Here is a 21484-nt window from a genome sequence, read left to right on the forward strand (position 1 = left end):
CTGGACCTCCAGTGCGCTGGAGGACCCAGAATGGCCGGATGGAGTACTGGCGGGTCCTGCGGGATCACCGGGTGAGCGCGGTGCTGGTGGGCGATGTCGTGGCCAATGTGGGCGACGGGGCCATCATCACCGCGCTTCCCCTGCTCACCCTGCGGATTCACGGCGACGTGCCGGCGCCGCTGGCCATCTCGGCGGTGGAGGCGGCGCCGTACGTGCTGGCCACGGCGCTGGCCTTCACCATCGGGCTGACCAGGCTGCGCATACCGCCGCGGGCGTCGATCATCGTGGACTGCCTGCTGCGCGGGGCGGTGCTGGCCGGGTTGGGGCTGCTGGCCATGGCCGACGCGATCACGCTGCCGGCGTTGGTCTGCGGGCTGCTGTTCGGTTCCATCTTGCGGATGGTCGGCGTCAGCTCCCGCCGGCTGGTGGTGACCGAGCTGGTGGCGCCGGAGGATCGGTTGGCGGCCAACGGGTTGCTCGGCACCAGCCAGAGCCTCGCGGCGTACGCCATCGGCCCGGTGATCGGCGGCGTGCTGGCCACCGGCCAGAATCCGGGCATCGCCCTGGTCGTCGACGGGGCGGCCCAGGTGCTGCTGCTGGCGGCGGTGTTCGTCACGCCGTCGACCGCGGGATCGGTGGAGGGCGACCGGATTCCCGCCTCCGGGTTGCGGATCCTGCGGCGGATTCCGCTGGCGGCCCGGCTGCTGGTGGTGGTGTTCGGCTTCAACCTGTTCTACATGCCGGTGGAGATCGCCCTGCCGTTGCTGGTGCGCGGCCCGCTGCACGGCGACGGCCTGTCGCTGGGCGTGATCTGGACCGGCTTCGGCGTCGGGGCGCTGATCGGCGCGGTGCTGACGGGCCTGTTGCGGAAGCTGCCCGAGCACCGGGTGCTCGTCTCGATCATCGGCCTGTGGGGTGTGGTCGTGGTGCTGCTGACCTTCGCGCCGTCGGTGCCGTACGCGGCCGTCGTGTTCTTCCTCGGCGGCGTGATCTATGCGCCGTTCACGCCCGTGGTCTACACCGTCGTGCAGGGGGTGCTCGCGCCGTCCGAGCAGCAGCCGGTGCTCACGCTGTGGACGGCCTGCTCGAACGTGGCTGCGCCGTTGGGCCTGGCCCTCGGCGGGCCGCTCGTGCAGGCCGTGGGCACCGAGGGCGGCCTGGTGGTGTCGGCCCTGTTGACCATCGCCCTCGTGCCGCTGGCGGCCGTCGGCCTGCGGCGCTCACGGGCCGGCGGCGAGGATGCACGAACCGAAGTCAGGACAGCATGAGGTAACCGTCCACCCGGCCGACGAGGTCGGTGTCGGGGTCGGGCGGGAGTTCGTGGCCGAGGTCGCGGGAGCGGACCTCGCCGATCCACTGGTCGTGCTGGTACTCGTGGTTGATCAGGGCGATGAGCAGGTGCCGGCCGACGACCGCGAGCTGATCGGGGGCGGCAACGCGGCCGCCGGCGATGTCGCCGAGTCGGGCGTGCACGCGTTCGGCGACGGTGTCCCGGAAGAGGGTGAGCCGCTCGACGGTCGGCAGCGCGCCGCGGAACCGCTCGGGCTGGGCGGAGTCCATGATCCCGTCCAGCTCGGGATCGGGGCTGGGCTCGGCGGCGGTCAGGTTGCGCACCATGAAGTGGGCGACGTGGGCCTGGTGCCCGAGGTGCCAGCCGATGGCGCTGGAGTTCTCGTGCGGACGCCAGACGACCTCGTCCGGGCTGAGGTCCCGCCACAGCTCGTCGGTGTAGGCGCGGGCGCGGTCGTACTCGCGGAGGAGCCGGTCTATCTCGGACATGGGTGCACCCCTACAGCTTGCCGATGATCATCCTGAGGGTGAAGTCGAAACGGTCGTGGCCGTCGCCCGAGTTCAGCTCGGCGGCGAGGCGTCTCGTGAGGGGGAAGCGGTCGGCCGGCAGGGCGGTGAAGCGGTCGACCATGTCCTCGCGGCTGACGATCCAGGCGTCGTCGTGGTGCTGCTGGCGCTGCCGCACGAGTGAGCGCTCCAGGGCGTAGGCGCTGACGTAGAGGGTGAGGGCGTCCAGGGTCCAGGCGGCGGCCCGCGGTTCGACGCCGCCGGCCAGCATGATCGCCAGCAGGCCCTCCTGGACCCGCAGCGTTTCCAGGTGCATGGGCATCATGGCCAGCGCGGCCTTGGACACGCCGGGGTACTTGAGGTACTGGTCGCGCAGCTGGACGAAGACGTCGATCAGCTGCTCACGCCATGTCACGGGATCGGGCCCGGGCAGCTGGATCTCGGCGCAGAGCCGGGCGACGAGCAGGTCGTCGAGGTCGTCCTTGTTGACGATGTGGGCGTACAGCGAGGACGGCCCGGTGTCGAGCACGGCGGCGACCCGGCGGACGGTCAGCGCGTCGTATCCCTCGGCTGCGATGACCTGCAACGCCGCGTCGGTGATGCGGTCAGCGGTGATCGGCGGCTTGCGCGGCCGCCGTTCCGGGCGGCCGGCGCGGGGTGGGTCGGTGGACATGGGGCCAGCCTACCTTGACACGAACTAAGTTCGTTGAGTAGAACTTAGTTCGTGAGTATCGAACTTAGTTCGTCTTCGGCGGCCCCAGTCGCCCCGCTGCCCCCGCGCCGGGCCTGGCTGGTCCTGGTCGTCGTGGTCCTCGCCGAGCTGATGGACCTCCTCGACACGAGCGTGGCCAACCTGGCCGGCCCGTCCATCCGCGCCGACCTCGGCGGCGGCCCGATGACCCTGCAATGGGTGCTGTCGGCCTACACCGCCGCCTTCGCCCTCGGCCTGATCACCTCCGGCCGGCTCGGCGACCTGCTCGGCCGCCGCCGGCTGTTCCTGCTCGGCCTGACCGGCTTCACCCTCGCCTCGCTGGCCTGCGGCCTCGCGCCCGGCGCCGGGCTCCTGATCGGCGCCCGCGTGCTCCAGGGCCTGTTCGGCTCGGTGCTCATCCCCCAGGGCATGGCCCTGGTCAAGGTCGCCTTCCCGCCGCACCTGCTGCGCCGCGCCTTCATGCCGGTCGGCCCGATCATGGGCCTGGCCACCGTGGCCGGTCCGATCCTGGCCGGCTGGCTGCTGCACCTCGACCTGTTCGGCAGCCAGTGGCGCGCCATCTTCCTGATCAACATCCCGTTCGGCCTGCTCGCACTGGCCGTCGGCTGGTTCGCGCTGCCCCGTCACGCCGGCGAGGACCGCGCCGCCCGCCTCGACGTGCGTGGCGTCGCCCTGCTCACGGCCGGCTCGGCGCTGCTGATCGTGCCGCTCATCCAGGGCCGCGACCTCGGCTGGCCGGCCTGGACGTACGTGATGATCGCCGCCGGCCTGGTCGCCTTCGGCCTGTTCGTCGCGTCCGAACGCCGCAGCCGCCACCCGGTCATCACCCGCTCGCTGTTCGGCAAGCGCAGCTTCGTCGTCGGCCTGCTGATCACCGGCGGTTTCTACGCCGCGCTCAGCGCGTTCGTGCTGGTCGTCAACCTGCTGCTGCAGTCCGGCCTCGGCTGGACCCCGCTGGACACCGGCTTCGCCCTGATCCCGTGGGCCGCCGGCACCGCCGTCGCCACGCTGCTGTCCGGCGCCGTGCTGGCCGCGAAGCTCGGCCGCGCCGGCCTGCACCTCGGCCTGGCCGTCGCCGTCGTAGGCCTGCTCGGCCTGTGGTGGACCGCCGCCCACTTCGGCTCTTCGATCACGGTGTGGGAGCTGGCCCCGGCCCTGTTCGTCACCGGCTTCGGCACCGGCTTGCTGTTCATCCCGCTGTTCGACTTCATCCTCGGCGACGCCACCCCCGAGGAGGTCGGCACCGGCGCCGGCGTCCTCAACGCCGCCCAGCAGTTCGCCGGCGCCATCGGCGTGGCCGCTCTGGGCACGGTGTTCTTCGCCCGCGCCGCCTCCGCCGGCTACTTCGCCGCCGCCCAGCTGGTCTTCGCCATCACCGCCGCCGTGTTCCTGCTTGCCCTGCTGCTGGTCGGGCTGCTGCCCAGGCACGCTCAGCAGTGACCCCGAAAGAGTCCGCCATGAAAACCGCCCTGATCACCGGCGCCGGCCGCGGTGAAGGCCTCGGCTTCGCCGTCGCCACGCAGCTGTCCGAGCTCGGCTACCACGTCATCCTCACCGCCCGCGACCTCGCCCGCGTCGAACCCCTCGCCGCCGCCTTGGGCAACGCCACCGCACTACGACTCGACCTCGCTCAGCCCGGCGCCATGGCCTCGGTCGCCGATAATGTGACCCGGACCTTCGGCCACCTCGACGTGCTGGTCAACAACGCCAGCGACGTCGTCGACTTCGCCGTGTTGTCTGCCCTGGACGCCGACATCTCCGCCGTCCGCTCGGCCCTGGACGTCGACGTGCTCGGTCCGTGGCATCTGGTCCAGACCCTGCTGCCCATGCTGAAAAAGGCTTCGGCTGCCCGCGTCGTCAACGTCTCCAGCGTGTCCGCGTTGCAGATCGCCATCGGCCTCGACCTGGGCGCCAGCCTGCGCGCACCGGCGCATTCCTTCGCCAAGCACACGCTCAACGTCCTCACCGAGGTGTTGGCCCGGGCGCTGGCCGACACGCCCATCCTGGTCAACTCCGTCGACCCCGGCGCCACCGCCACCCACCCCGAACGCGGCGACGACGCCGACGACCGTTCCCCCGCCGACAGCGCCCGCGGCGTGGTGTGGGCCGCGACGTTGCCGCCCGACGGCCCCACCGGCGGCTTCTTCCGCGACGGGTTGCCGCTCACGACTCGCGGCGCCAGTCCCTTGGCGTGACGCCGTTGTTGGCCCGGAACACCCGCGTGAAGTACGCCGGATCGGGCAGGCCGACCTGGCGGGCGATCTCCTGCACGGGCCGATCGGTCTCCGACAGCAGGCGGCGGGCCCGGACCATGCGGTGCTCGGTGATCCAGTCCACCACGGTGCGCCCGGTGCGACGACGGACGACCGTGGTCAGGTAGCCCGGGGTGACGCCGACGCTCGCGGCCACGTCGCGCAGGGACAGCGGCTCGGCGAAGCGGCGCTGGATGACGTCGAACACCTCGGCCAGCAGGGTTTCGTTGCTACGGCGGAGATCGCCGACCACATCGGTGGCCAGCCGGGCCACGTCCACCAGCAGCAGGGTCAGATGGGCCAGCGCGGCCTGGCGGTAGCCGGCGCCGCGGTCGGCCAGCTCCCGCTCGATGGCGGCGATGGCGCCCGACCACGCCGGCTGACGCACCGACGGCACGTGCAGGCGCAGCAGACCGCCGCGAATCCCGTGCAGGAAAGGGAAAAGCAGGGGATGGGACTGCCACGACGCCTGCCCGTCGCCGACCAGCGCGGCGGAATCGAAGAACACGGCGAACGCCGAGCCCACCCCGGCCACCTGGGCCGGATCGATCACCGCGCCGGCCGCCAGCACGTAGGCGTCTCCGGCCCGGGCTTGGACCGGCGGGACGCCTGTCTCCAGGCGCCCGGCCCGTTCGACGTACACCAGCACCGGGAAATCGTGGATGTGCCGATGCGCCTCGCCGGGCTGGTGGTGCGCGTCCAGCCGCAGCACCGACACCGGCGGCCCGCCCGGCGTGATCCGGTAGCTGTAGACCGGCACCCCGGCCCGGAGACTGACCGCCCTGGCCGCCTCGGTCATGACCCGAAGATAGTCCTACTTTCGCCAACAATCGACCATGTTCCGGAGCCTTCAACGACAGCACCATGGACGTATGACCCAACATCGTCCTACCAGCCGCGACTACCTGCCGGCTGCCGGCCGCGACGCCTTCCTACCCTTCTACGACGCGTTCACGGCCCTGTTGGGCGCGGCCAAGGTGCACGGCGCCCTGATCGACCAGGCCGAGCTGGCCGCCGGGCACCGGGTGCTGGAGATCGGGTGCGGCACCGGAAACGTCACCGTCCGGACCAAGAGAATCCACCCCGACGTGGAGCTCGTCGGTTCCGATCCGGACCCGCTGGCCCTGGCCCGAGCTCGGCGAAAAGCCCGTAACCTGAACGGAATCCGGTTCGAGCAGGGGTACGGGCAGCAGCTGCCGTATGCCGACGGCAGCTTCGACCGGGTGCTGTCGGCGCTGATGTTCCACCACCTCGACCACGACACGAAGGTGGCGACGGCGGCGGAGGTGGCACGGGTGTTGCGGCCCGGCGGCCGCCTGCACCTCGTCGACTTCGTCGGCCACGCGCACGGGATCCACGGATTCCTGGCCCAGCGCATGGTGAAGGCCGCGCACCTCGACGACGACCTCGCCCAGCTGCTGGGTGCGGCCGGCCTGGACTGCGAGCGGACGGCCACGCGGCGGCATCCCGTGCTGGGCGACATCGCCTACTACCGCGCGGTGCGTCCGATGGATCGGTAGTAGGTTGCTCGACTGTGACGTTATTGGTCCTGCTGGCCGTGGCCGCCGTTGTTGTCACGCTTGCGGTGGTCACGTCGTTCGGGCCGGTGTTGGCGGTCGACCATCTCGTCGCCGACGGCCTGCACGCCTTCGCGCTGGCCCATCCTTGGTTCGTCACCGTTGTGCAGGTGTGGACCGATGTGTTCCAGCCCTTGACGTTGCGCGTGATCCTCATCGCCGTCGCCGCCTGGCTGCTGTGGCGGCGGCGGGCCCGAGCCGGATCCTGGGTGCTGGTCACGACGGTGTTGGCCGGCCTGGTGGAAACGGGCATGAAGGTGTTGATCGGCCGGGATCGTCCACACTGGACGGACCCGGTCTCGCACGCCGTCGGTGCGTCGTTCCCCTCCGGGCACGCGCTGACCTCGGCCATGGCCTGCGCGGTGCTGCTCATCGTGGCCTGGCCGGCCCTGTCCGAGCGCGCCCGTCGGGTCGGGACGGTGGTGGCGGTCGCGGTGCCGGTGATCACCGGCTTCACCCGCCTGGCCCTCGGCGTGCACTACCTCACCGACGTTGTCGGGGGCTGGCTGATCGCGGCCGTCATCGTCGCCGCGATGGCCCGGGTATCGCGATAACGCACGCCGGCTGAGGCCGACATCAACCGGTCGGTTGATGGAGGTCTGTCTTTCCGGTCGAGTTGTGGGAACGGCCCGGACCCGCAGACTTGTGTCATGTTCACATCACGACGGCCCGGCCCGGACGAGGCATGGGAAGGCGTAGTCCTCGACAAGTCGCGCGGTATGACCGACGGCTCGAACCTCTACCGCTATCTGACGGTGCAGCTCGACACCGGTGAGACCAAGAAGGTCCGCGTCGATCGCGGCCTGTGGAACTCCGTCGCCGAAGGGGACGGCCTCGTCAAGCGGGCCGGCGCCGATCCGGTGAAGAAACAGCTCAGTTCCTGAGGTGGGCCAACCCGGTGATGATGCGGTCGGCGATGTCCGCCGGCCACGGAAAGGTGACGGTGACCGACCGCTGGTGGGCCAGGCCGTGTAGGCCCATCCACAACGCGACGGTGTCGGCCCACAGGTCGGTGCTGGTGGCCTGGCCGGAGTCGACGCAGTCGGCCAGGGTCTCGGTCAGCACCTGGAGGCAGGCGTCGCCGAGAGCCGCGACCTCCTCCGCCGTCACCGTGGTGGTGTCCAGCGCCGGCATCCACACGCCGGCGAACATGGTGCGGTACCGCTGGGGATGTTCCTCCGCGTAGCGAAGGTAGCTGGTGCAGCAGGCGAGAAGCCGTTGCCGTGGGTCGTCGCCGGCCGCGTCGACGGCTTCACGCAGATAGCCCTCCAGCTCGGCGAACGCCCGCCGGACCACGGCCAGCATGATCGTCGGCTGGTCGGGGAAGTGGCGGTAGATCGACGGCGCCGCGATCCCGATCCGGCGGGCCACGGAACGCAGCGTGATGGCGCTTTCGACGCCCGTCTCGTCGAGCAGCTCCACCGCCGCCTCGACGATCTCGTCGCGCAGGCGGGCGCCCTCGCCTCGTCGGTTGCGGGGCCGGACGGTCGCCTCTTCTGCCATCCCGTGAGCTTACACTCGAAAACTTACCCGCAGTAGGTCCTTGCGCGTCGTAAGGTTACAGCCGTAACCTTACGACCGTAATCGCCGCTCGGGTCGGTGTCCGGGCGCTTCGCCGATCGGGTAATCGGAGTATTCGCATGTCCACTGCCGCCATGTCGCCGACCGTCCGCCGTCGCTGGTGGTGGTCCCTGTGGAGCCTGCTCACCGTGCTGGCGCTGGCCATCGCCGCCTATTTCGTGCCGCCCTACCTGGTCGGCAGCTCGACCATTCCAATCGACATGAGAATCGTCGGCTACTACGCCAGCCTGGTCGTGCACGCCGTCCCGGCCGGCCTCACGCTCATCGTCGGCCCGTGGCAGTTCGTGCCCAAGCTGCGCACGCGTTTCCCCCGCTTACATCGCGTTCTCGGACGCGTCTACCTGGTGTCGGTCATCCTCGCCGCCGCGGCCGCCTCGTACGCCACGGTCGTGACGCCCAGCGGATTCCCGCTCCAGGTCGCCTTCTCCGTCCTGATCGTCGCCTGGCTCTATTCCGCCTTCCAGGGCTACCGCACCATTCGCCGCGGCGACGTCCGTTCGCACCGGATCTGGATGATCCGCAACTACACGCTGACCTTCGCCGCGGTGACCCTGCGCCTGTACCTGATGCTCGGCGTGGCGCTGATGGACGTCATCCCGTCGCTGACGTTCCGGGACGTCTACACCTCCAGTGCTTGGCTGTCCCTGCTGGGCAACGTCCTCGTCGCCGAGTACTTCATCCTCCGCCACACGGCCCGGCGCAAGCGCGAGTCCCCGGCCGCGATCCCCCAGCCGGTCTGAATGGCTCAGGGGCCGGAAGTCAGTCCACGCAGGGGATTCCGCCGCCGGCGACGGCGCCGCCCTGCGGACCTTCGGTCGGGATGGCCACCGAGGTCGGGGTCGACGGCGCGGCCGCGCCACCGGCCAGCGCGGCCGGCCAGGTGAAGTCCTTGCCGAGATAGACGGCGACGTGGTGGGCCGAGGCGGCGCTGCTGGCCGTGACGGCGGCGTTGCCGAACAACGCGGCCAGCTTGGCGGCGTCGTCCTTGGCGCCGCTGCCGTAGTAGATGTGCGTGGTCGGCTGATCGCCGATGGTGGTGGCCTCACCCTGGGTGAAGCCGACGGCGGTGAGAGCCGTCGACAGCTTGCGGGCCATGCCGTCGGGCGCGCCGGCGTTGCGAACGTCCACAGTGGAACCACCGCCCTTGATGGCCGGTGGCGGCGGTGTGGTGGTGGTCGTCGGCGCGGGGGTGCTGGCCGGCGGGTTGAAGAGGGTGTGCACCACGGCCTGCACGTACGGCACGTCGATGACGTTGATGTCGGAGCCGTCGGAGTCCTTGCTGTAGCTCTTGATCGGCAGCGTGTGGAACTCGATGTTCCCCGAGGTGAGGGCGGATGCCTGCTGGGCGAAGGAAAGCAGGTCCCAGTCCTTGTCCATGACGACGTCCTTGGACGCGACGGTGAGCAGGTCCTGCATCTTGCCGAGGCTGCCGAACACGCCCTGGCCCTTGAGTTTGGTGGTCACGGCGGCCAGGAACGCCTGCTGCCGGTGGGTGCGGTCCAGGTCGTTGTTGGGCAGGTTGTCCCGCTGCCGCACGAAGGCCAGCGCCTGCGCGCCGTCGAGATGTTGTTGCCCGGCCTTGAAGTCGGCCCCGGCGTTGGTGTCGGAGGTGGCGTGCTTCAGGCAGACGTCGATGCCGCCGAGCTGGGAGGCCAGGTCGTAGAAACCGGCCAGGCTGATCTCGGCGAAGTGATCGATGGTGATGTCCAGCAGATTCTGCACGTTGACGATGGTCGAGTGGCGGCCGGCCTCCCGGCCCTGCTGCTCCAACGTGGCCTGGTCACGCTCGCCCGTGGCGTACACCTGCTCCTGGCGCTGCTCCTTGGCCAGCCCGTAGGCCTCCTTGAGCTTGCCGGTGCGCTGGCCCAGCGGGGTGTCGACGAAGGTCACCTCGTCGTCGCGGGGCACCGACACGGCCATGGCCCGGCTGCCGTCGTTGGGCACGTGGACGACGATCATCGTGTTGGTGTTGTAGCCGCCACGGCTGCCGTCGCCGGCGTGCAGGGCGTCCTGCACCGGTTTGGGCAGCGGATTGCCGTTCAGGTCCAACCGGGTTGTGAGCCCCATCACCAGGATGTTCTGCGCGCCGTCCTTCGACTTCGGCCCGCCGGCGTCGATCGCCGAGGACGAACCGAGGCCCTGGAGCTGGCGATACGTCCCCCAGGCCAGACCGGTCGTGGCCAGCACCGCCACCGAGACGACCGTGGCCGCGACCTTGGCGGCCACCAAGACAACCTGCTTCCCCATGCCGTCCCTACGCCGAAGGCACGGGTCAGGTTGCACGGGGACGTCAACGGGCCCGGAGTTCCAGGGTGAAGCCGGCCGGGCGGAAGGTGATCAGCTCCTGCACCCGGAGCCGGTAGTCGGAATCCGGCGCCAGGTCGCAGGGAACTGAGCAGGACCAGCGTCTCGTGCACGGCGAACTGGCGGCCGATGCAGGCCCGCTGCCCGGTGCCGAACGGCTTGTACACGTGCGGCGGCCGGCCCCGGACCCGCTCGGGCAGAAAGCGGTCGGGGAGAAGCGCTCGGGACCCCACACCGGATCGCGGTGCGGTGCCGGCAGCAGCACGAACACGGACTCCCCGGCCCGCAGCGGATACTGTCCACCCAGGACGGTGTCGGCGACGGCCTGCCGGGCGTAGCCGGGCGCGGGCGGCCACAGGCGCATGGCCTCGTCGATGACCCGGCGCAGCAGCGGCCTCGTGCTGCACCTGCCGCCCGGCGGATCGCCCCTCGTTCTGGTCCCAACGACCGCGGTGCCGCTGGCCATCGCCCTGCACATCCTGGCCCTGCGCCGCCTGCCCGAGCCCCTGATCGCCGGTGCGACCGCCAGTTGACGACGCGAGCGGCCGGGCCTGCGCGGGAAGCAGGCCGGCCGCTCGCGGTGGCCTCAGTTGCGGGCCGCGACCACGTCGCCGCGGAGCAGGCCGGAGTCGGCGGGCACGTCGGCCGGGTCGGCGCCCTCGTGCAGGATCCGGTTGGCCTCGTCGACGAAGACCACGCGCGGTTCGAGCTTGCCGAGGTCGTCCTGGTGCACCTGGGCGTAGGCGATGATGATCACGAGGTCGCCGACGCCGATGAGCCGCGCGGCGGCGCCGTTGATGCCGATCACACCGCTGTCGCGCGGGCCCTCGATGACGTAGGTCGACAGCCGCTGCCCGTTGTTGATGTCGACGATGTCGACCTTCTCACCGGGCGCGAGGTCGGCCGCGGCCATCAGGTCGGCGCTGATCGTCAGCGAGCCGACGTAGTGCAGGTCGGCCTGCGTCACCGTGGCCCTGTGGATCTTCGACCGCATCAGGGTGCGATACATGACTGCTCCTCTGTTGACTGTGTGAGACAGGCACCGTGACCATTTGCGTGGACAAGGAAAACGGCGCGGAGATCGGCTGACGGGCGGCGGTGGCCGTGGTCATTGGTCACACCCCCGGCGGGTTGACGCGCATTGGTACGCGATGCAACCATCGGTTGAAGCGGTGCCTGGGGACACCGTGGCTGGTCTGGGGACCATGGGGGAAGTTGGTTCGTGTTCTGGGGGTCACAACCGGTGCCGCGCCTTGTCGTGCGCGCAGCCACCGGAGTTGTTGTCGAGCCAGGATTCTGGCGCGTCCTGACGAGCCGATGTGGCGGCTCCGACCGGGCGTCCACATGAGACGGACCTGTGTTCCCGCATGCGGTCAGCGAGGCATTTCTGCACAAGGGGGACAAGTGACCGCTGCCCTGACGGGTGGTCGACACGGTGTCGAGTCCGAGTCTGATCGACGACATGCGCTCGAACACCGGGTGCTCGACCTCTACAGCGCCAGAATGGGTGAGACGGACGTCGTGCTGGACGTCCCGGCCGACCACGATCACACGCTGACCGGGCTGCTGGTCGCCGGCTACGCGCTCGAACAGGGACGCAGCGTGGCCTACCTCACCGACGACAGCGACCGCGTGCTCTCGCGGGCCGACTCGATGCCGGGTCTGCCGGCGGCGCGCCGGCTGCGCGGCCAGGACTCGCTGAGCGAGATCGTCGCCTACTACAACGCGCAGGCGTTGGGCGTCATGGACTTTCCGACCTACTTCAACACCAATCCCAAGGTCGAGCCGGCCGAGGTGGTGGTGTTCGACGACCAGAACATGGCCAGCGAGCTGGTCGGCAGCCTGTTCGCGCTGCGGGTCGACCGCCGGCTGCAACGCCAGGCCTACGAGGGTTTCTGCGAGCTCGTGCTGTCGCTCGGCGTCGACACGCACACCGCGGTGGCGCGGATGCTGCACGAGGGCCCCGACAGCCTGCTCTCGCCGCAGCAGCTCGACCAGGGCGACTGGGCGCGGATCGTCGACCGGGCCGCCGAGGTGCTCACCCCGGGGCTGTTGACCGAGGATGCCCGGTTCACCTGGCCGCGCCTGCAACCCTGGCTGCACCAGTGCCGCGTGTTGATCGCGCCCGCCGGCGTCGAGATCCGGCCGCCGCACCAGCTCATCCGCGCCCTGCCCGGCTACCGCCACGCCAACCAGCGGGTTTTCCTTGCCCGCCACCAGCAGGCGCCGGCCACGCCGGACGGCCCGGACCTGCCGGACACCGACAAGCTCACGCTCTCGCCGAGCATCCGGGTCGCCGTGACCTATCTGCGGGGCAACTACGCGGACGGGGGACTGACCCTCGGCCGCGTCGCCCACAAGGCTTACCTGAGCCAATATCACTTCTCCCGCCGCTTCAAGCAGGAGACCGGCTGGCGGTTCATCGACTTCGTCACCGCGCTGCGGCTGACCGAGGCCAGGGACCTGCTGCGCGACACCACCATGTCGATCACCGATGTCTCCCGTACGGTCGGCTATCCGGAGCTGAGTCATTTCCAGCGGACGTTCAAGAAGTGGTTCGGCACCTCGGCGTCGGGCTACCGGGGCGTGACCCGGTAGCCCGACCGCACGGTCAGTGCTGGCAACAGGTCCGCATGCTCCATTCCGGACGGTGCCAGTAGTGGGCGGTGTCCGGCGCGGCCGACGCCGCGGCCGGGCCGACCGTCACGGCGGAGGCCTTCGCCGTCGGGCCCGGCCGGAACGGCGCGAGCAGCTCCGGCACCGTGCGCAGGACACCGCCCACCATCACCGACTGCACCGCGGCCGCGGCGTGGATGTCGGCCAACGGGTTGCCCTGCACCAGAACCAGGTCGGCGATCCGGCCCGGTGCCACCGCGCCCAGCAGGTCGCCGTAGCCCAATGCCCTGGCGGCGTTGCCGGTCGCGGTCAGCAGCGCCTCACGCGGGGTGAAGCCGTACTTCACCAGCGCGCGCAGGTTCTGGTGCGCGCTGACACCGAGGTCGTCCAGCGGCGCGTCGGTGCCGAAGACCACCAGCCCGCCGGCCCGGTGCACCCGCAGCAGCGCGTCCGCCATGCCCTTGGTGACCAACTCGTCGAACTCGCCGCCCGGCTGCCCGGCGGCGTCGGCCTTGGCCACCAGCCGCTGGTAGTCCCAGTCCGGGAACAGCACCTTGGTGCGCTCGTCGTCCACCAGCGACCGGTCGCCCGCGTACAGCTCGGTGGCGAAGATCATGGTGGACGACACCCACATGCCCGTGGCCACCAACAGGTCCACCGCGTCCTGCGACATGTGGTAGCCGGCGAAGCTCAGCGTGCGCGAGTAGTTCAGCCGATGTCCGCCGCCGGGGTGCTCCATGCCGTCGAGGCCGGTGTGCGCCGCCGGGTAGAGGTAGTGCGAGGTGACCGGCACGCCCATCGCGTGTGCCCGGGCCACCACCCGCTGCTCGAAGGCGACCGGCAGCCGCATGTACGACTTGAGCTGGTCGTAGTCCAGCCCCTGGGCCCGGTCCAGCTCCCGCTCCAACTGCTGCGCGGAGTGGATCGGCCGCATGCAGTTGTAGAAGGCCCGGCTGCCGTCCAGCGCCTGGCCCGAGCCGAGGTAGCGGGGCCCGACCCGGGCGCCGGCCTCCATCGCCTCCCGGTTCTCCACCATCTGGTACGCGAGGTCGCCGGGCGACTTGCTCGTGGTCACGCCGTAGGACAGCCACAGCCGCCCCTGCCGGTCGCCCCACTGCTTGCCACGCATGTTCCAGTGGTTGTGGGTGTCGATCAGGCCCGGCATCGCCGTCAGCCCGGAAGCGTCGACGACACGCGCGCCGCTGGCCGCGCTGCCGCTGGGCAGCACCGCCTCGATCGTCGCGCCACGCACGACGATGTCCACGTTGGGCCGCAGCTGCTCGCAGGCGCCGTCCCACAGCGCGCCGGCGCGAATGACCGTGGGCTGGCTGACCCGGGCCGGCTTGTAGGAGAGGTCGGCGGTGATCGTGCGCGCCGCGCCGCCGGCGGCCCCGACCGTGCGCAGCACGCCGTTGCACAGGTAGACGACGGAGCCGTCCGCGCCGATCGACAGCGAGTCGGTCACCTCGTCGGTCAGCTGCTCGGGCGGGCCGGTGATGGTGCCATCGGCCGCGACCGGCACCCGCCAGCCGAGGCTTTCCGCCCCGAACACCAGATGCTGGCCATCGGCGGTCCACAGTGGACCGTCGTTGTCCCTGGTGCTGATCGACCGGTCCGGCGCGATCTCCTGGTACCGGAGCTCGTTGGTTGCCAGGTTCACGGTCAGCACCTGGTTGTTGCCGTTGGAGGTGCGCTTGGAGTACGGCTGCAGCGCGGCCATGGCGATCGTGCCGCCGTCCGGCGACCAGGTAGGCCGCCCCGGCTGGTACAGCGCCGGCAGCACCTGGCGCACCGAGCGCGCGGCCACGTCGAACACCCAGGTCTGGCCGGACTCGTCCTGGTAGGCGATCTTCGTGCCGTCCGGGGAGAACCGCGGCGAGAACTGTCCGCCGGCCAAGTCCGTGAGCCGGTCCGACCGCCCCGACGCCAGGTCCAGCCGCCACAGGTTGGCGGTGCCGGCCCGGTCGCTGGTGTAGACCAGGGACCGGCCGTCCGGCGCGAAGTCCGGATCGGCCGCGAAGTGCCCGTCGTCGACGACCTTGCGCGCGCGGCCGCCGACCGGCAGCACCCACAGGGCGTTCAGCGCACGGAACGCCACCTGCTTGCCGTCCCGCGACACCACGGGGTCGGCGATGCCCTTGGCCCGGCGCGACGCGTCCGACAGCAGGTCCCGCCGCTTGCGCTGGTAGTTCCGGCCCGCGAACGGCAGTTCGGCGGTGAACGGGATCTCCTGTGCGGCACCGGAAAGCGTGCGGCGGCGCAGTCGACCGCCGGAGCTGTAGACGAATTCCTGCGCGGAGAGCCACGACACCGGCAGCGGCGGCAGGTCCTCGCCGGTCACGACCGCGGTGGCGCCGACCATCAGGGTGGCCGTGGCGCCGGCGCTCACGTAGCTGATCCGGCCGTCCGGTGTGTAGACGGGGGAGTAGGCCAGGGCGGGGTCACTGAGCAGCTGCTTGCGTTGGCCGGAGGGGAGATCCAGCTCCTCGATGACGCCGTCGCCCACGACGTAGGCCAGCTTCGTGCCGTCCGGGGACCACACCGGGGAGGCGTGCACCTCGTCGGCCTCGGTGACCGCCCGCTGCCGCCCGCTGGCGATGTCCAGCACGTAGACGCGGCTGACGTGGTCGCGGTCGGAGGAGAACGCCACCTGCTTGCCGTCGGGCGAGAACCGCGGCTCCAGGTCGAAGCCCCACCCGGTGGTGAGCTGGGTGAGCCCGGTGCCGTCGGCGTTGATCATCCACACGTCGTAGGTGGCGTTGAGGTAGGACTGGAACACGATCCGGCGGCCGTCGGGCGACCAGTGCGGCCGGGTCGCGTCGTGCGCCTCCGGCGTGATGCGGGTGGCCCGGCCGCCCGCGGTCGGCAGCAGCCAGATGCCGCTGGCGATGTCCACCGCGATCCGGCGGCCGTCCGGGGACACCGAGACCCCGAGGTTGGCGCTGTCCTTCACGGTCACGCTGCCCGCGTCGACACGGTCGTGCACCGACGGGTTCTGTGCCTGCGGTGTCTCGGCGGCCGCCGTCGACGGGCCGGCGGCCAGCCACAGCGCGCCGGTGCCGGCGACGATCGTGCCGCTGCCGCGTAACACCTGGCGGCGGGAGAGTCTGTGTTCCATGGGTTTCCCTGTCACTTCCTGCGCGCGGTGGTGTATCGGGGCGTGCCCCAGTGGTCCACGCCGTAGCTGATGTCGGTGAAGGCGCCTTGCTCCCGCAGCAGGGACATGATCACTTCGGCCTGCTCGTCGTCGTGCTCGATCGCGACGCCGCCGCCGCGCCGCAGCAGCCGCACGGCGGCGGCCACCACCGCCCGGATCACGACGAGCCCGTCCTGCCCGCCGAACAGCGCGGACCACGGCTGGTGCTCCTGCCATTCCGGCGGCAGCACGACACCGTCCACCACGAAGGGAGGGTTGGCCAGCAACAGATCCACCGTGCCGTCCAGCTCGGCGAACATCGCGGGGTCGGTGACATCGCCGGCGTGCAGCGCGACCGGGGTGTCGCCCAGCTCGGCCTGCCGCGCGACGTTGCGGCGGGCCCAGGACAGGGCCACCGGGTCGAGCTCGATGGCGTGCACGGTCGAGTCCGGCCGGGCATGCGCGACGGCCAGGGCGATCGCCGCCGATCCGGTGCACAGATCCACCGCGAGCGGCCGGGAAACCCCGTGGAGCACGTCGAGACCCCAGGCCAGCAGCGGCTCGGTGTGCTTGCGTGGCACGAAAACGCCCGGCCCCACCGCGATCTCGACGCCGCCGAGCACCGCCCGCCCGGTGAGGTACTCCACCGGCACGCGGTCGGCCCGCTGGGCCACCAGATCCCGCAGCCGCGCGAGATCCTCCGCGCCGGGCACGGCGTCGAGGGGCAGCTGCGCCACGGTGCAGCCCATCACGTGCGCGGCCAGCTGCTCCGCATCCTCGCGTGGCAGCCAGGCCCCGGCGTCGGTGAGGGTCTTCTCGGCTTCCGTCAGCACGGCGCCGAGCGTGGTGGCAGTCATCCGTTCCAGACCCCTTCGAGGATCTTCGCGGCCGTTTCGAGATGGCCGCGTTCGTGCAGCGAGGACAGGGCGAAGCGGACCAGGCCGGTGCCCTTGGCCACGGTGGGGAAGAACGCCGGCAGGATCAGCACTCCGGCCTCCTTCAACGCCGTGGCCGCGCGGAACGCCGCCGCCTCGGTGTCGAAGTGCGCCCCCCGCACCGGGGATCGCAGGCCCGCGTTGACGAGCCGGTCGCCGGTCAGCGCGTCGAAGTCCTCGGCGTTGCGCCACAGGCGTTCCTGCAGCGCGGCGACCTCGCCGTCCAGGTGCAGGCGGGCCGAGGCGACGTTGGCGGCCAGCAGCGGCAGCATGATCGAGTGCCCGAACACCAAGGGGTTGGCGAACTTGCGCAGCACCCGCACGTCGTCCTCGCTCGGCACCAGCGCGAAGCCGCCGGAGCCGCCGAACGCCTTGGACAGCGAGCCGGCGATCACCACGTTGGGCGGCAGCCGGTCGCCGAGCGCCTCGAAGGCGTAGCCGGCGCCGTGCCGGCCGGCGATGGAGATGCCGTGCGCGTCGTCGATGTAGAGGTGGCCGCCGTAGGGCTCCAGCGCCGCCAGGATCCCATTGACGTCGATCAGACCGCCCATCGAGCCGACGCCGTCGATCAGCACGATCGGGGTGCGCCCGTCGCGGCGGGCCTCCCGCAGCGCGGACTCCAGCGAGTCGGGCGTCTCCGAGTCGAACCGGCGTGCCGAGCCGATCTGGTCGAGCACGCCGCGCAACACCTGCATCGAGGAGTGTGCGGTCTTGTCCACCAGGAACGTCGAGCCGCCGGGCGCGATCGGGTAGCTGGGTAGCGCGCCGGCCCCGAGCAGCGGCAGTAGTCCCAAGTGGACGGTGCCGACCGAGGTGAAGGCGACCGCCTTGTTGCCGCCGTACACCTGGGAAAGCAGGTGCTCCAGCTCGCCGAGGTAGTGGGGACGCATGCGGTTGCGCGAGGTCGACAGGTGCACGCCGAAGCGGCGCAACGCCTCTTCGGCCGCCGACACCAGCGCGGGGTGCTCCTCCAGGCCGAGGTAGGAGCAGGACACGAACTCCAGCGCCTCGGTGCCGTCCTCAAGGCACACGATCTTGCCGGGCTTGCGACCGGTGACCACGTGCCCGGTCAGCCCCTGCTCGAACGCCACGTCCAGCGAGTCGGACGTCTTGGAGATGCGGGATTCGACCCAGTTGGCCGCCCGTGTCTCCTGCTGCGGCTGGATCATGTCGCCTCGATTCGGGTGGACGTGGACAGGGCGTCGAACAGGTGGGCGCAGGTGTCGCGGTGCTCGTCGAGGCTGTCGCCGAACAGCGCGCCCAGCCGGCCCAACGCCGCCGTGAACCCGGCCTCGTCGGCGCCGTCGATCAGGTCGGCCAGTCGGCGCACCGACGCGGCCAGCGCGCCGCGAGTCCCGGCCGCGTAGGGGTTTGCGGCCTGGATGTCCCAGTACACCTCCGGTGTCCCGGCGGCGATTCGAGCCAGCAGGGCCAGCAGGGTCGCGTGCGGCGGCGGCGCGATCGCCGTGAGGTCGTCGATGTCGGCGCCGAGTTCCTCCAGCGCCAGCCCGAAACCGAGCACGCTGGCGTGGGTGAGCACCTGGGCGGCGGCGGTGAGCCGATCGTGCCGCTCGGCGTCGACCAACACCGGTCGGCCGCCCCACTCGGCCAGCAGGCCCAGCAGTTCGGCGGCGGCCGGACCGTCGTGCACCACCACGGCGGCCACCGGCTTGCCGGGCATACCCAGCGACGGCGCGAACATCGGATTCAGGCTCACCGCCTGCACGCCTTCGACGTCTCGCAGCGCCTCAACCACAGGGCCCTTGACCGACATCGTGTCGGCCAGCAGTGCGCCGGGACGTAGATACGGTGCGAGCAAAGGGATCCCGGTCAGCGCGACGCGCTCGGCAACGGCCAGCAGCACCAGGTCCGCCTTGCCCAGCTCCGCGATCAGGGCGTCACCGGGCGCGGTGATGTCCCCGGCCACGTCGCCGCCGGCCACGTCCACCACGACGATCTCGGCGCCCGAGCCGGCCAACAGCTCGGCGAACATGCCGCCCACCGCACCGGCGCCGCCGACAACCACGCAGCGCCGCAACAACCGCACGCCCGATGCGCTCACGCCGATCCTCCCAGCGCGGGACGCAGGGCCGTCGCCGCGACGGCGGTGAGCACCGCGCGCGACTTCACCACGGTCTCCTCGAACTCCTCATCGGGGTCCGACAGCGCCACGATCGCGCCGCCGACACCGAAGCTGATGCTCTCGCCCGTGGTGACCAGGGTCCGGATCACGATGCTCAGGTCGGCCGCGCCGGACAGGGAGAACCAGCCCAGCGAACCGGAGTACACGCCGCGCGGGCCCTCCTCCAGCCGGTCGATGATCTCCATCGTGCGCACCTTCGGCGCGCCGGTCATGGAGCCACCGGGAAACGCCGCCCGCACGCAGCTGACCGCGCTCTCCTGCGCCCGCAGCGTGCCGCGGATGGTCGACACCAGCTGGTGCACCGGCGCGTACGTCTCCACGTCGAACAGCACGGGCACATGCACCGAGCCGATCTCGCACACCGTGTTCAGGTCGTTGCGCACCAGGTCGACGATCATCAGGTTCTCCGCGCGGTCCTTCTCGTGCGTGGAGAGGTCCAGCTTGAGCAGCTCGTCCTGCTCGGGAGTTCCGCCGCGGGGCCGGGTTCCCTTGATGGGCTTGGATTCCACCACGCCGTCGGCGCCGATCCGCAGGAACCGCTCCGGCGAGGCGCTGAGCACCGCCACCTCGGCGAAGTCCAGGAAGGCCCCGTAGGGCACCGGGCTGACCCGGCGAAGCCGGGAGTAGGTGTGCCGGGGGTCGATCTCCTCGTCCACGGTGACCGCGTTGGTCAGGCAGATCTCGTAGGACTCGCCGAGCCGGATCTCGTCCAGGCAGGCCCCGATCCGCTTGAGGTAGCCGTCCCGGTCGTGGCGGGGGTGGGCGGTCTCCGAGCCGGCCATGTCGGTGGCCTCGGCCGCGCCCAGCACGCCCGCGTTGTCCATGGTGGACGCGGCGAAAAGGGGGAGTCGGGCCGCCGTCTCGTCCAACCAGCCGAGCGCGGACGCCTCGTGCTCCGGCGTGCTCAAGGCCAGCAGGAACGACCGGTGCCGCTCGTGGTCGATGACCAGCGCGCGGTCGGCGAACAGCAGTGCGGCATCGGGGGTGTCGGCCCGATGCGCCGCCGAGCCGCCGGTCTCGGCCTTCAGCTCGTAGCCCAGGTAACCGACGTAACCGAGGTTGAAGTCGAACGGCAGGCCATCGGGCACCGGCAGCGAGCGCGCGGCCAGATTCTCTTGCAGGTAGCCGAAGAAGTCCCGCTGGATCTCCTCGACCCGGCCGTCCGATCGGGTCACGGTGACCACCCGCCGGCTCACGTCGTAGGAGACGTACTCGGCCAGCGGGCCGGTGTCGTCGCCCATGATGGAGAACTGCGCCTGGCCCGGGCGGATCTCGCTGCTGTCCAGCCAGAAGCTGCGGGCGGAGCCGGCGAACAGCTCTCGGTGCGCCACATCCGCGTCCGGCTCGTAGGCCACTTCGCGGACGTGCAGGCGCAGGTCCGGCGCCGCAACGGCCGGTGCCGGGCGTGCGGCCGGCGGGGGAGGGGCGACCACCGGCGCCGGACGCGCGTCCAGCACGAGGTCACGGAAGTTGGCCAGCAGTAGCCGGCCGTGCTCGCTGTTGATGGACTCGGGGTGGAACTGCACGCCCCACAACGGCTTCTCCCGATGGCGCAGACCCATCAGCACGCCGTCCTCGGTCCACGCCGTGCGTTCGAACACCTCGGGCAGGTCGGTGACGGTCAGCGAGTGGTAGCGCACCACCGAGAACGGCGAGGGCAGCCCGGCGAAAACGCCGTCGCCGGTGTGGTGCACCAGCGAACTGCGGCCGTGCATGGGCTCGGGCGCGGGTCCGACCTTGCCGCCGAACAGGTTGGCGATGCCCTGGTGGCCCAGGCACACGCCGAGCACGGGCCGTCCCGACTCGAGGACGGCGCGGGAGCTGATGCCGAAGTCACGGGCGCGGTCGGGGCGGCCCGGACCGGGCGACACCACGATGCCGTCGAACTCGGCCATCCGCTCGGCCGGGAACTCGACGTCATTGCGCACCACGACCGGCGCCTGTCCGGTCACCTCGCCGAGCAGCTGGTACAGGTTGTAGGTGAACGAGTCGTAGTTGTCGATCAGCAGTGTCCGCATGTGGCCGGTCTGCCCTTCCCCCGTCGGTGAGGCGTGCTGCTAGCTGGCCGGCGTGTTGCCCATGACCAGGTCCTCGACCCGGCACGTCTCGGCGATCATCAGGTCGTACAGCCTGCGCAGGAAGTCCTGGTCGATCCCGTTGCGCTCGCCGTACTCCGCGGCCCGCTCCTGCACGATGCCGATGCGGTGCGGTTGCATCATCGGGATGTCGTGCTCGCTCTTGAGGCGAGCGATGCGCACGCAGACCTCGATCCGGTCGCGCACCACGTCCAACAGGCGGGCGTCGATGCCGTCCAGTTCGCCGCGCAGCGCCTCGAGGTCGCGGGCCGCGTCCGAGGATCGTGCCGCCGAATCCGCCATGGTCACCTGGAATCTCCTTGTGGTCGTCCCGCTCACCGACGGGCCTTCCCAGA

General features: G+C 70.9%; 21 protein-coding genes and 1 pseudogene. 9 read left to right on the forward strand and 13 right to left on the reverse strand.

Translation table 11 applies throughout. From position 1 onward, the window contains the following. The first annotated feature begins 38 nt into the window (after positions 1-38). Positions 39-1268, forward strand: a complete 1230-nt coding sequence (locus AB0M73_RS02520) for an MFS transporter (RefSeq protein ID WP_363885893.1) — start codon at positions 39-41, stop codon at positions 1266-1268. Here the strand turns inward: AB0M73_RS02520 and AB0M73_RS02525 are convergent. Together AB0M73_RS02525 and AB0M73_RS02530 are read right to left on the reverse strand one after the other, a co-directional pair. Then, positions 1255-1779, reverse strand: a complete 525-nt coding sequence (locus AB0M73_RS02525; RefSeq protein WP_363885894.1) for a DinB family protein — start codon at positions 1777-1779, stop codon at positions 1255-1257. The genes AB0M73_RS02520 and AB0M73_RS02525 overlap by 14 nt on opposite strands. A 10-nt stretch (positions 1780-1789) precedes the next feature. Continuing rightward, the gene (locus AB0M73_RS02530; RefSeq protein ID WP_363885896.1) at positions 1790-2470 is read right to left on the reverse strand and encodes a TetR/AcrR family transcriptional regulator; all 681 of its coding nucleotides are present in this window, start codon (positions 2468-2470) and stop codon (positions 1790-1792) included. Positions 2471-2521: 51 nt separating this feature from the next. Between AB0M73_RS02530 and AB0M73_RS02535 the strand changes: the two genes are divergently transcribed. Beyond that, the gene (locus tag AB0M73_RS02535) at positions 2522-3949 is read left to right on the forward strand and encodes a DHA2 family efflux MFS transporter permease subunit (protein ID WP_363885897.1); all 1428 of its coding nucleotides are present in this window, start codon (positions 2522-2524) and stop codon (positions 3947-3949) included. A gap of 17 nt (positions 3950-3966) precedes the next feature. Next, a complete protein-coding gene (locus tag AB0M73_RS02540; RefSeq protein WP_363885899.1) occupies positions 3967-4704 on the forward strand; it encodes an SDR family NAD(P)-dependent oxidoreductase in 738 nt (245 codons plus the stop codon). Here the strand turns inward: AB0M73_RS02540 and AB0M73_RS02545 are convergent. Next, positions 4673-5560, reverse strand: coding sequence for an AraC family transcriptional regulator (locus AB0M73_RS02545; RefSeq protein ID WP_363885901.1), 888 nt, complete (start codon positions 5558-5560; stop codon positions 4673-4675). The genes AB0M73_RS02540 and AB0M73_RS02545 overlap by 32 nt on opposite strands. 73 nt (positions 5561-5633) lie before the next feature. Between AB0M73_RS02545 and AB0M73_RS02550 the strand changes: the two genes are divergently transcribed. From AB0M73_RS02550 to AB0M73_RS02560, 3 genes are all read left to right on the forward strand, one after another. Further along, complete coding sequence (locus AB0M73_RS02550; RefSeq protein WP_363885903.1) at positions 5634-6281, forward strand: class I SAM-dependent methyltransferase; 648 nt, start codon at positions 5634-5636, stop codon at positions 6279-6281. A 14-nt stretch (positions 6282-6295) separates the two neighbouring features. After that, a complete protein-coding gene (locus tag AB0M73_RS02555) occupies positions 6296-6892 on the forward strand; it encodes a phosphatase PAP2 family protein (RefSeq protein WP_363885905.1) in 597 nt (198 codons plus the stop codon). Between the two features lie 96 nt (positions 6893-6988). Then, on the forward strand, positions 6989-7222 hold the full coding sequence (locus AB0M73_RS02560; RefSeq protein ID WP_363885907.1) for a hypothetical protein: 234 nt from the start codon (positions 6989-6991) through the stop codon (positions 7220-7222). On the opposite strand, the gene AB0M73_RS02565 is transcribed toward AB0M73_RS02560, so the two are convergent. Next, complete coding sequence (locus AB0M73_RS02565) at positions 7212-7841, reverse strand: TetR/AcrR family transcriptional regulator (RefSeq protein ID WP_363885909.1); 630 nt, start codon at positions 7839-7841, stop codon at positions 7212-7214. The genes AB0M73_RS02560 and AB0M73_RS02565 overlap by 11 nt on opposite strands. A 137-nt stretch (positions 7842-7978) precedes the next feature. Between AB0M73_RS02565 and AB0M73_RS02570 the strand changes: the two genes are divergently transcribed. Continuing rightward, entirely contained in the window at positions 7979-8659 is a 681-nt protein-coding gene (locus AB0M73_RS02570) for a DUF2306 domain-containing protein (protein ID WP_363885911.1), read from the forward strand. A gap of 19 nt (positions 8660-8678) precedes the next feature. On the opposite strand, the gene AB0M73_RS02575 is transcribed toward AB0M73_RS02570, so the two are convergent. Both AB0M73_RS02575 and AB0M73_RS02580 read right to left on the reverse strand, forming a co-directional pair. Next, positions 8679-10166: an LCP family protein gene (locus tag AB0M73_RS02575; RefSeq protein ID WP_363885913.1), complete on the reverse strand. Its 1488-nt coding sequence runs from the start codon at positions 10164-10166 to the stop codon at positions 8679-8681. Between the two features lie 200 nt (positions 10167-10366). Next, positions 10367-10587 (reverse strand): annotated as a pseudogene (locus tag AB0M73_RS02580) (cytochrome P450); the annotation flags it as partial. A gap of 10 nt (positions 10588-10597) precedes the next feature. Between AB0M73_RS02580 and AB0M73_RS02585 the strand changes: the two are divergent. Beyond that, a complete protein-coding gene (locus AB0M73_RS02585) occupies positions 10598-10756 on the forward strand; it encodes a hypothetical protein (protein WP_363885915.1) in 159 nt (52 codons plus the stop codon). A gap of 53 nt (positions 10757-10809) precedes the next feature. Here AB0M73_RS02585 and panD read toward each other — a convergent pair whose 3' ends face one another. Then, positions 10810-11232 (reverse strand): aspartate 1-decarboxylase, encoded by a 423-nt coding sequence (gene panD, locus AB0M73_RS02590; RefSeq protein ID WP_363885917.1) that lies wholly within the window; start codon positions 11230-11232, stop codon positions 10810-10812. 494 nt (positions 11233-11726) lie between these two features. Here panD and AB0M73_RS02595 point away from each other — a divergent pair, with 494 nt between their 5' ends. After that, a complete protein-coding gene (locus AB0M73_RS02595; protein WP_363885919.1) occupies positions 11727-12821 on the forward strand; it encodes a helix-turn-helix transcriptional regulator in 1095 nt (364 codons plus the stop codon). A 13-nt stretch (positions 12822-12834) separates the two neighbouring features. Here the strand turns inward: AB0M73_RS02595 and AB0M73_RS02600 are convergent, their stop codons facing one another. Genes AB0M73_RS02600 through AB0M73_RS02625 form a run of 6 tightly spaced genes read right to left on the reverse strand, consistent with a single transcriptional unit; the run spans position 12835 to position 21431 of the window. Beyond that, positions 12835-15957, reverse strand: coding sequence for an amidohydrolase family protein (locus tag AB0M73_RS02600; RefSeq protein ID WP_363885921.1), 3123 nt, complete (start codon positions 15955-15957; stop codon positions 12835-12837). Positions 15958-15968: 11 nt separating this feature from the next. After that, complete coding sequence (locus AB0M73_RS02605) at positions 15969-16832, reverse strand: HemK/PrmC family methyltransferase (RefSeq protein WP_363885923.1); 864 nt, start codon at positions 16830-16832, stop codon at positions 15969-15971. Next, the gene (locus AB0M73_RS02610) at positions 16829-18079 is read right to left on the reverse strand and encodes an aminotransferase class I/II-fold pyridoxal phosphate-dependent enzyme (RefSeq protein WP_363885925.1); all 1251 of its coding nucleotides are present in this window, start codon (positions 18077-18079) and stop codon (positions 16829-16831) included. Before AB0M73_RS02610 ends, AB0M73_RS02605 begins: the two co-directional genes overlap by 4 nt. Continuing rightward, on the reverse strand, positions 18076-18972 hold the full coding sequence (locus tag AB0M73_RS02615) for a prephenate dehydrogenase dimerization domain-containing protein (protein ID WP_363885926.1): 897 nt from the start codon (positions 18970-18972) through the stop codon (positions 18076-18078). Before AB0M73_RS02615 ends, AB0M73_RS02610 begins: the two co-directional genes overlap by 4 nt. Next, a complete protein-coding gene (gene pabB, locus AB0M73_RS02620) occupies positions 18969-21071 on the reverse strand; it encodes an aminodeoxychorismate synthase component I (protein WP_363885927.1) in 2103 nt (700 codons plus the stop codon). The genes AB0M73_RS02615 and pabB overlap by 4 nt, the downstream gene beginning before the upstream one ends. A 39-nt stretch (positions 21072-21110) precedes the next feature. Further along, complete coding sequence (locus AB0M73_RS02625; protein ID WP_052396569.1) at positions 21111-21431, reverse strand: chorismate mutase family protein; 321 nt, start codon at positions 21429-21431, stop codon at positions 21111-21113. Positions 21432-21484: the final 53 nt, after the last annotated feature.

Origin of the sequence: Kutzneria sp. NPDC051319, assembly GCF_040682195.1 — a bacterium.
In the GTDB taxonomy this organism is placed as follows: domain Bacteria; phylum Actinomycetota; class Actinomycetes; order Mycobacteriales; family Pseudonocardiaceae; genus Kutzneria.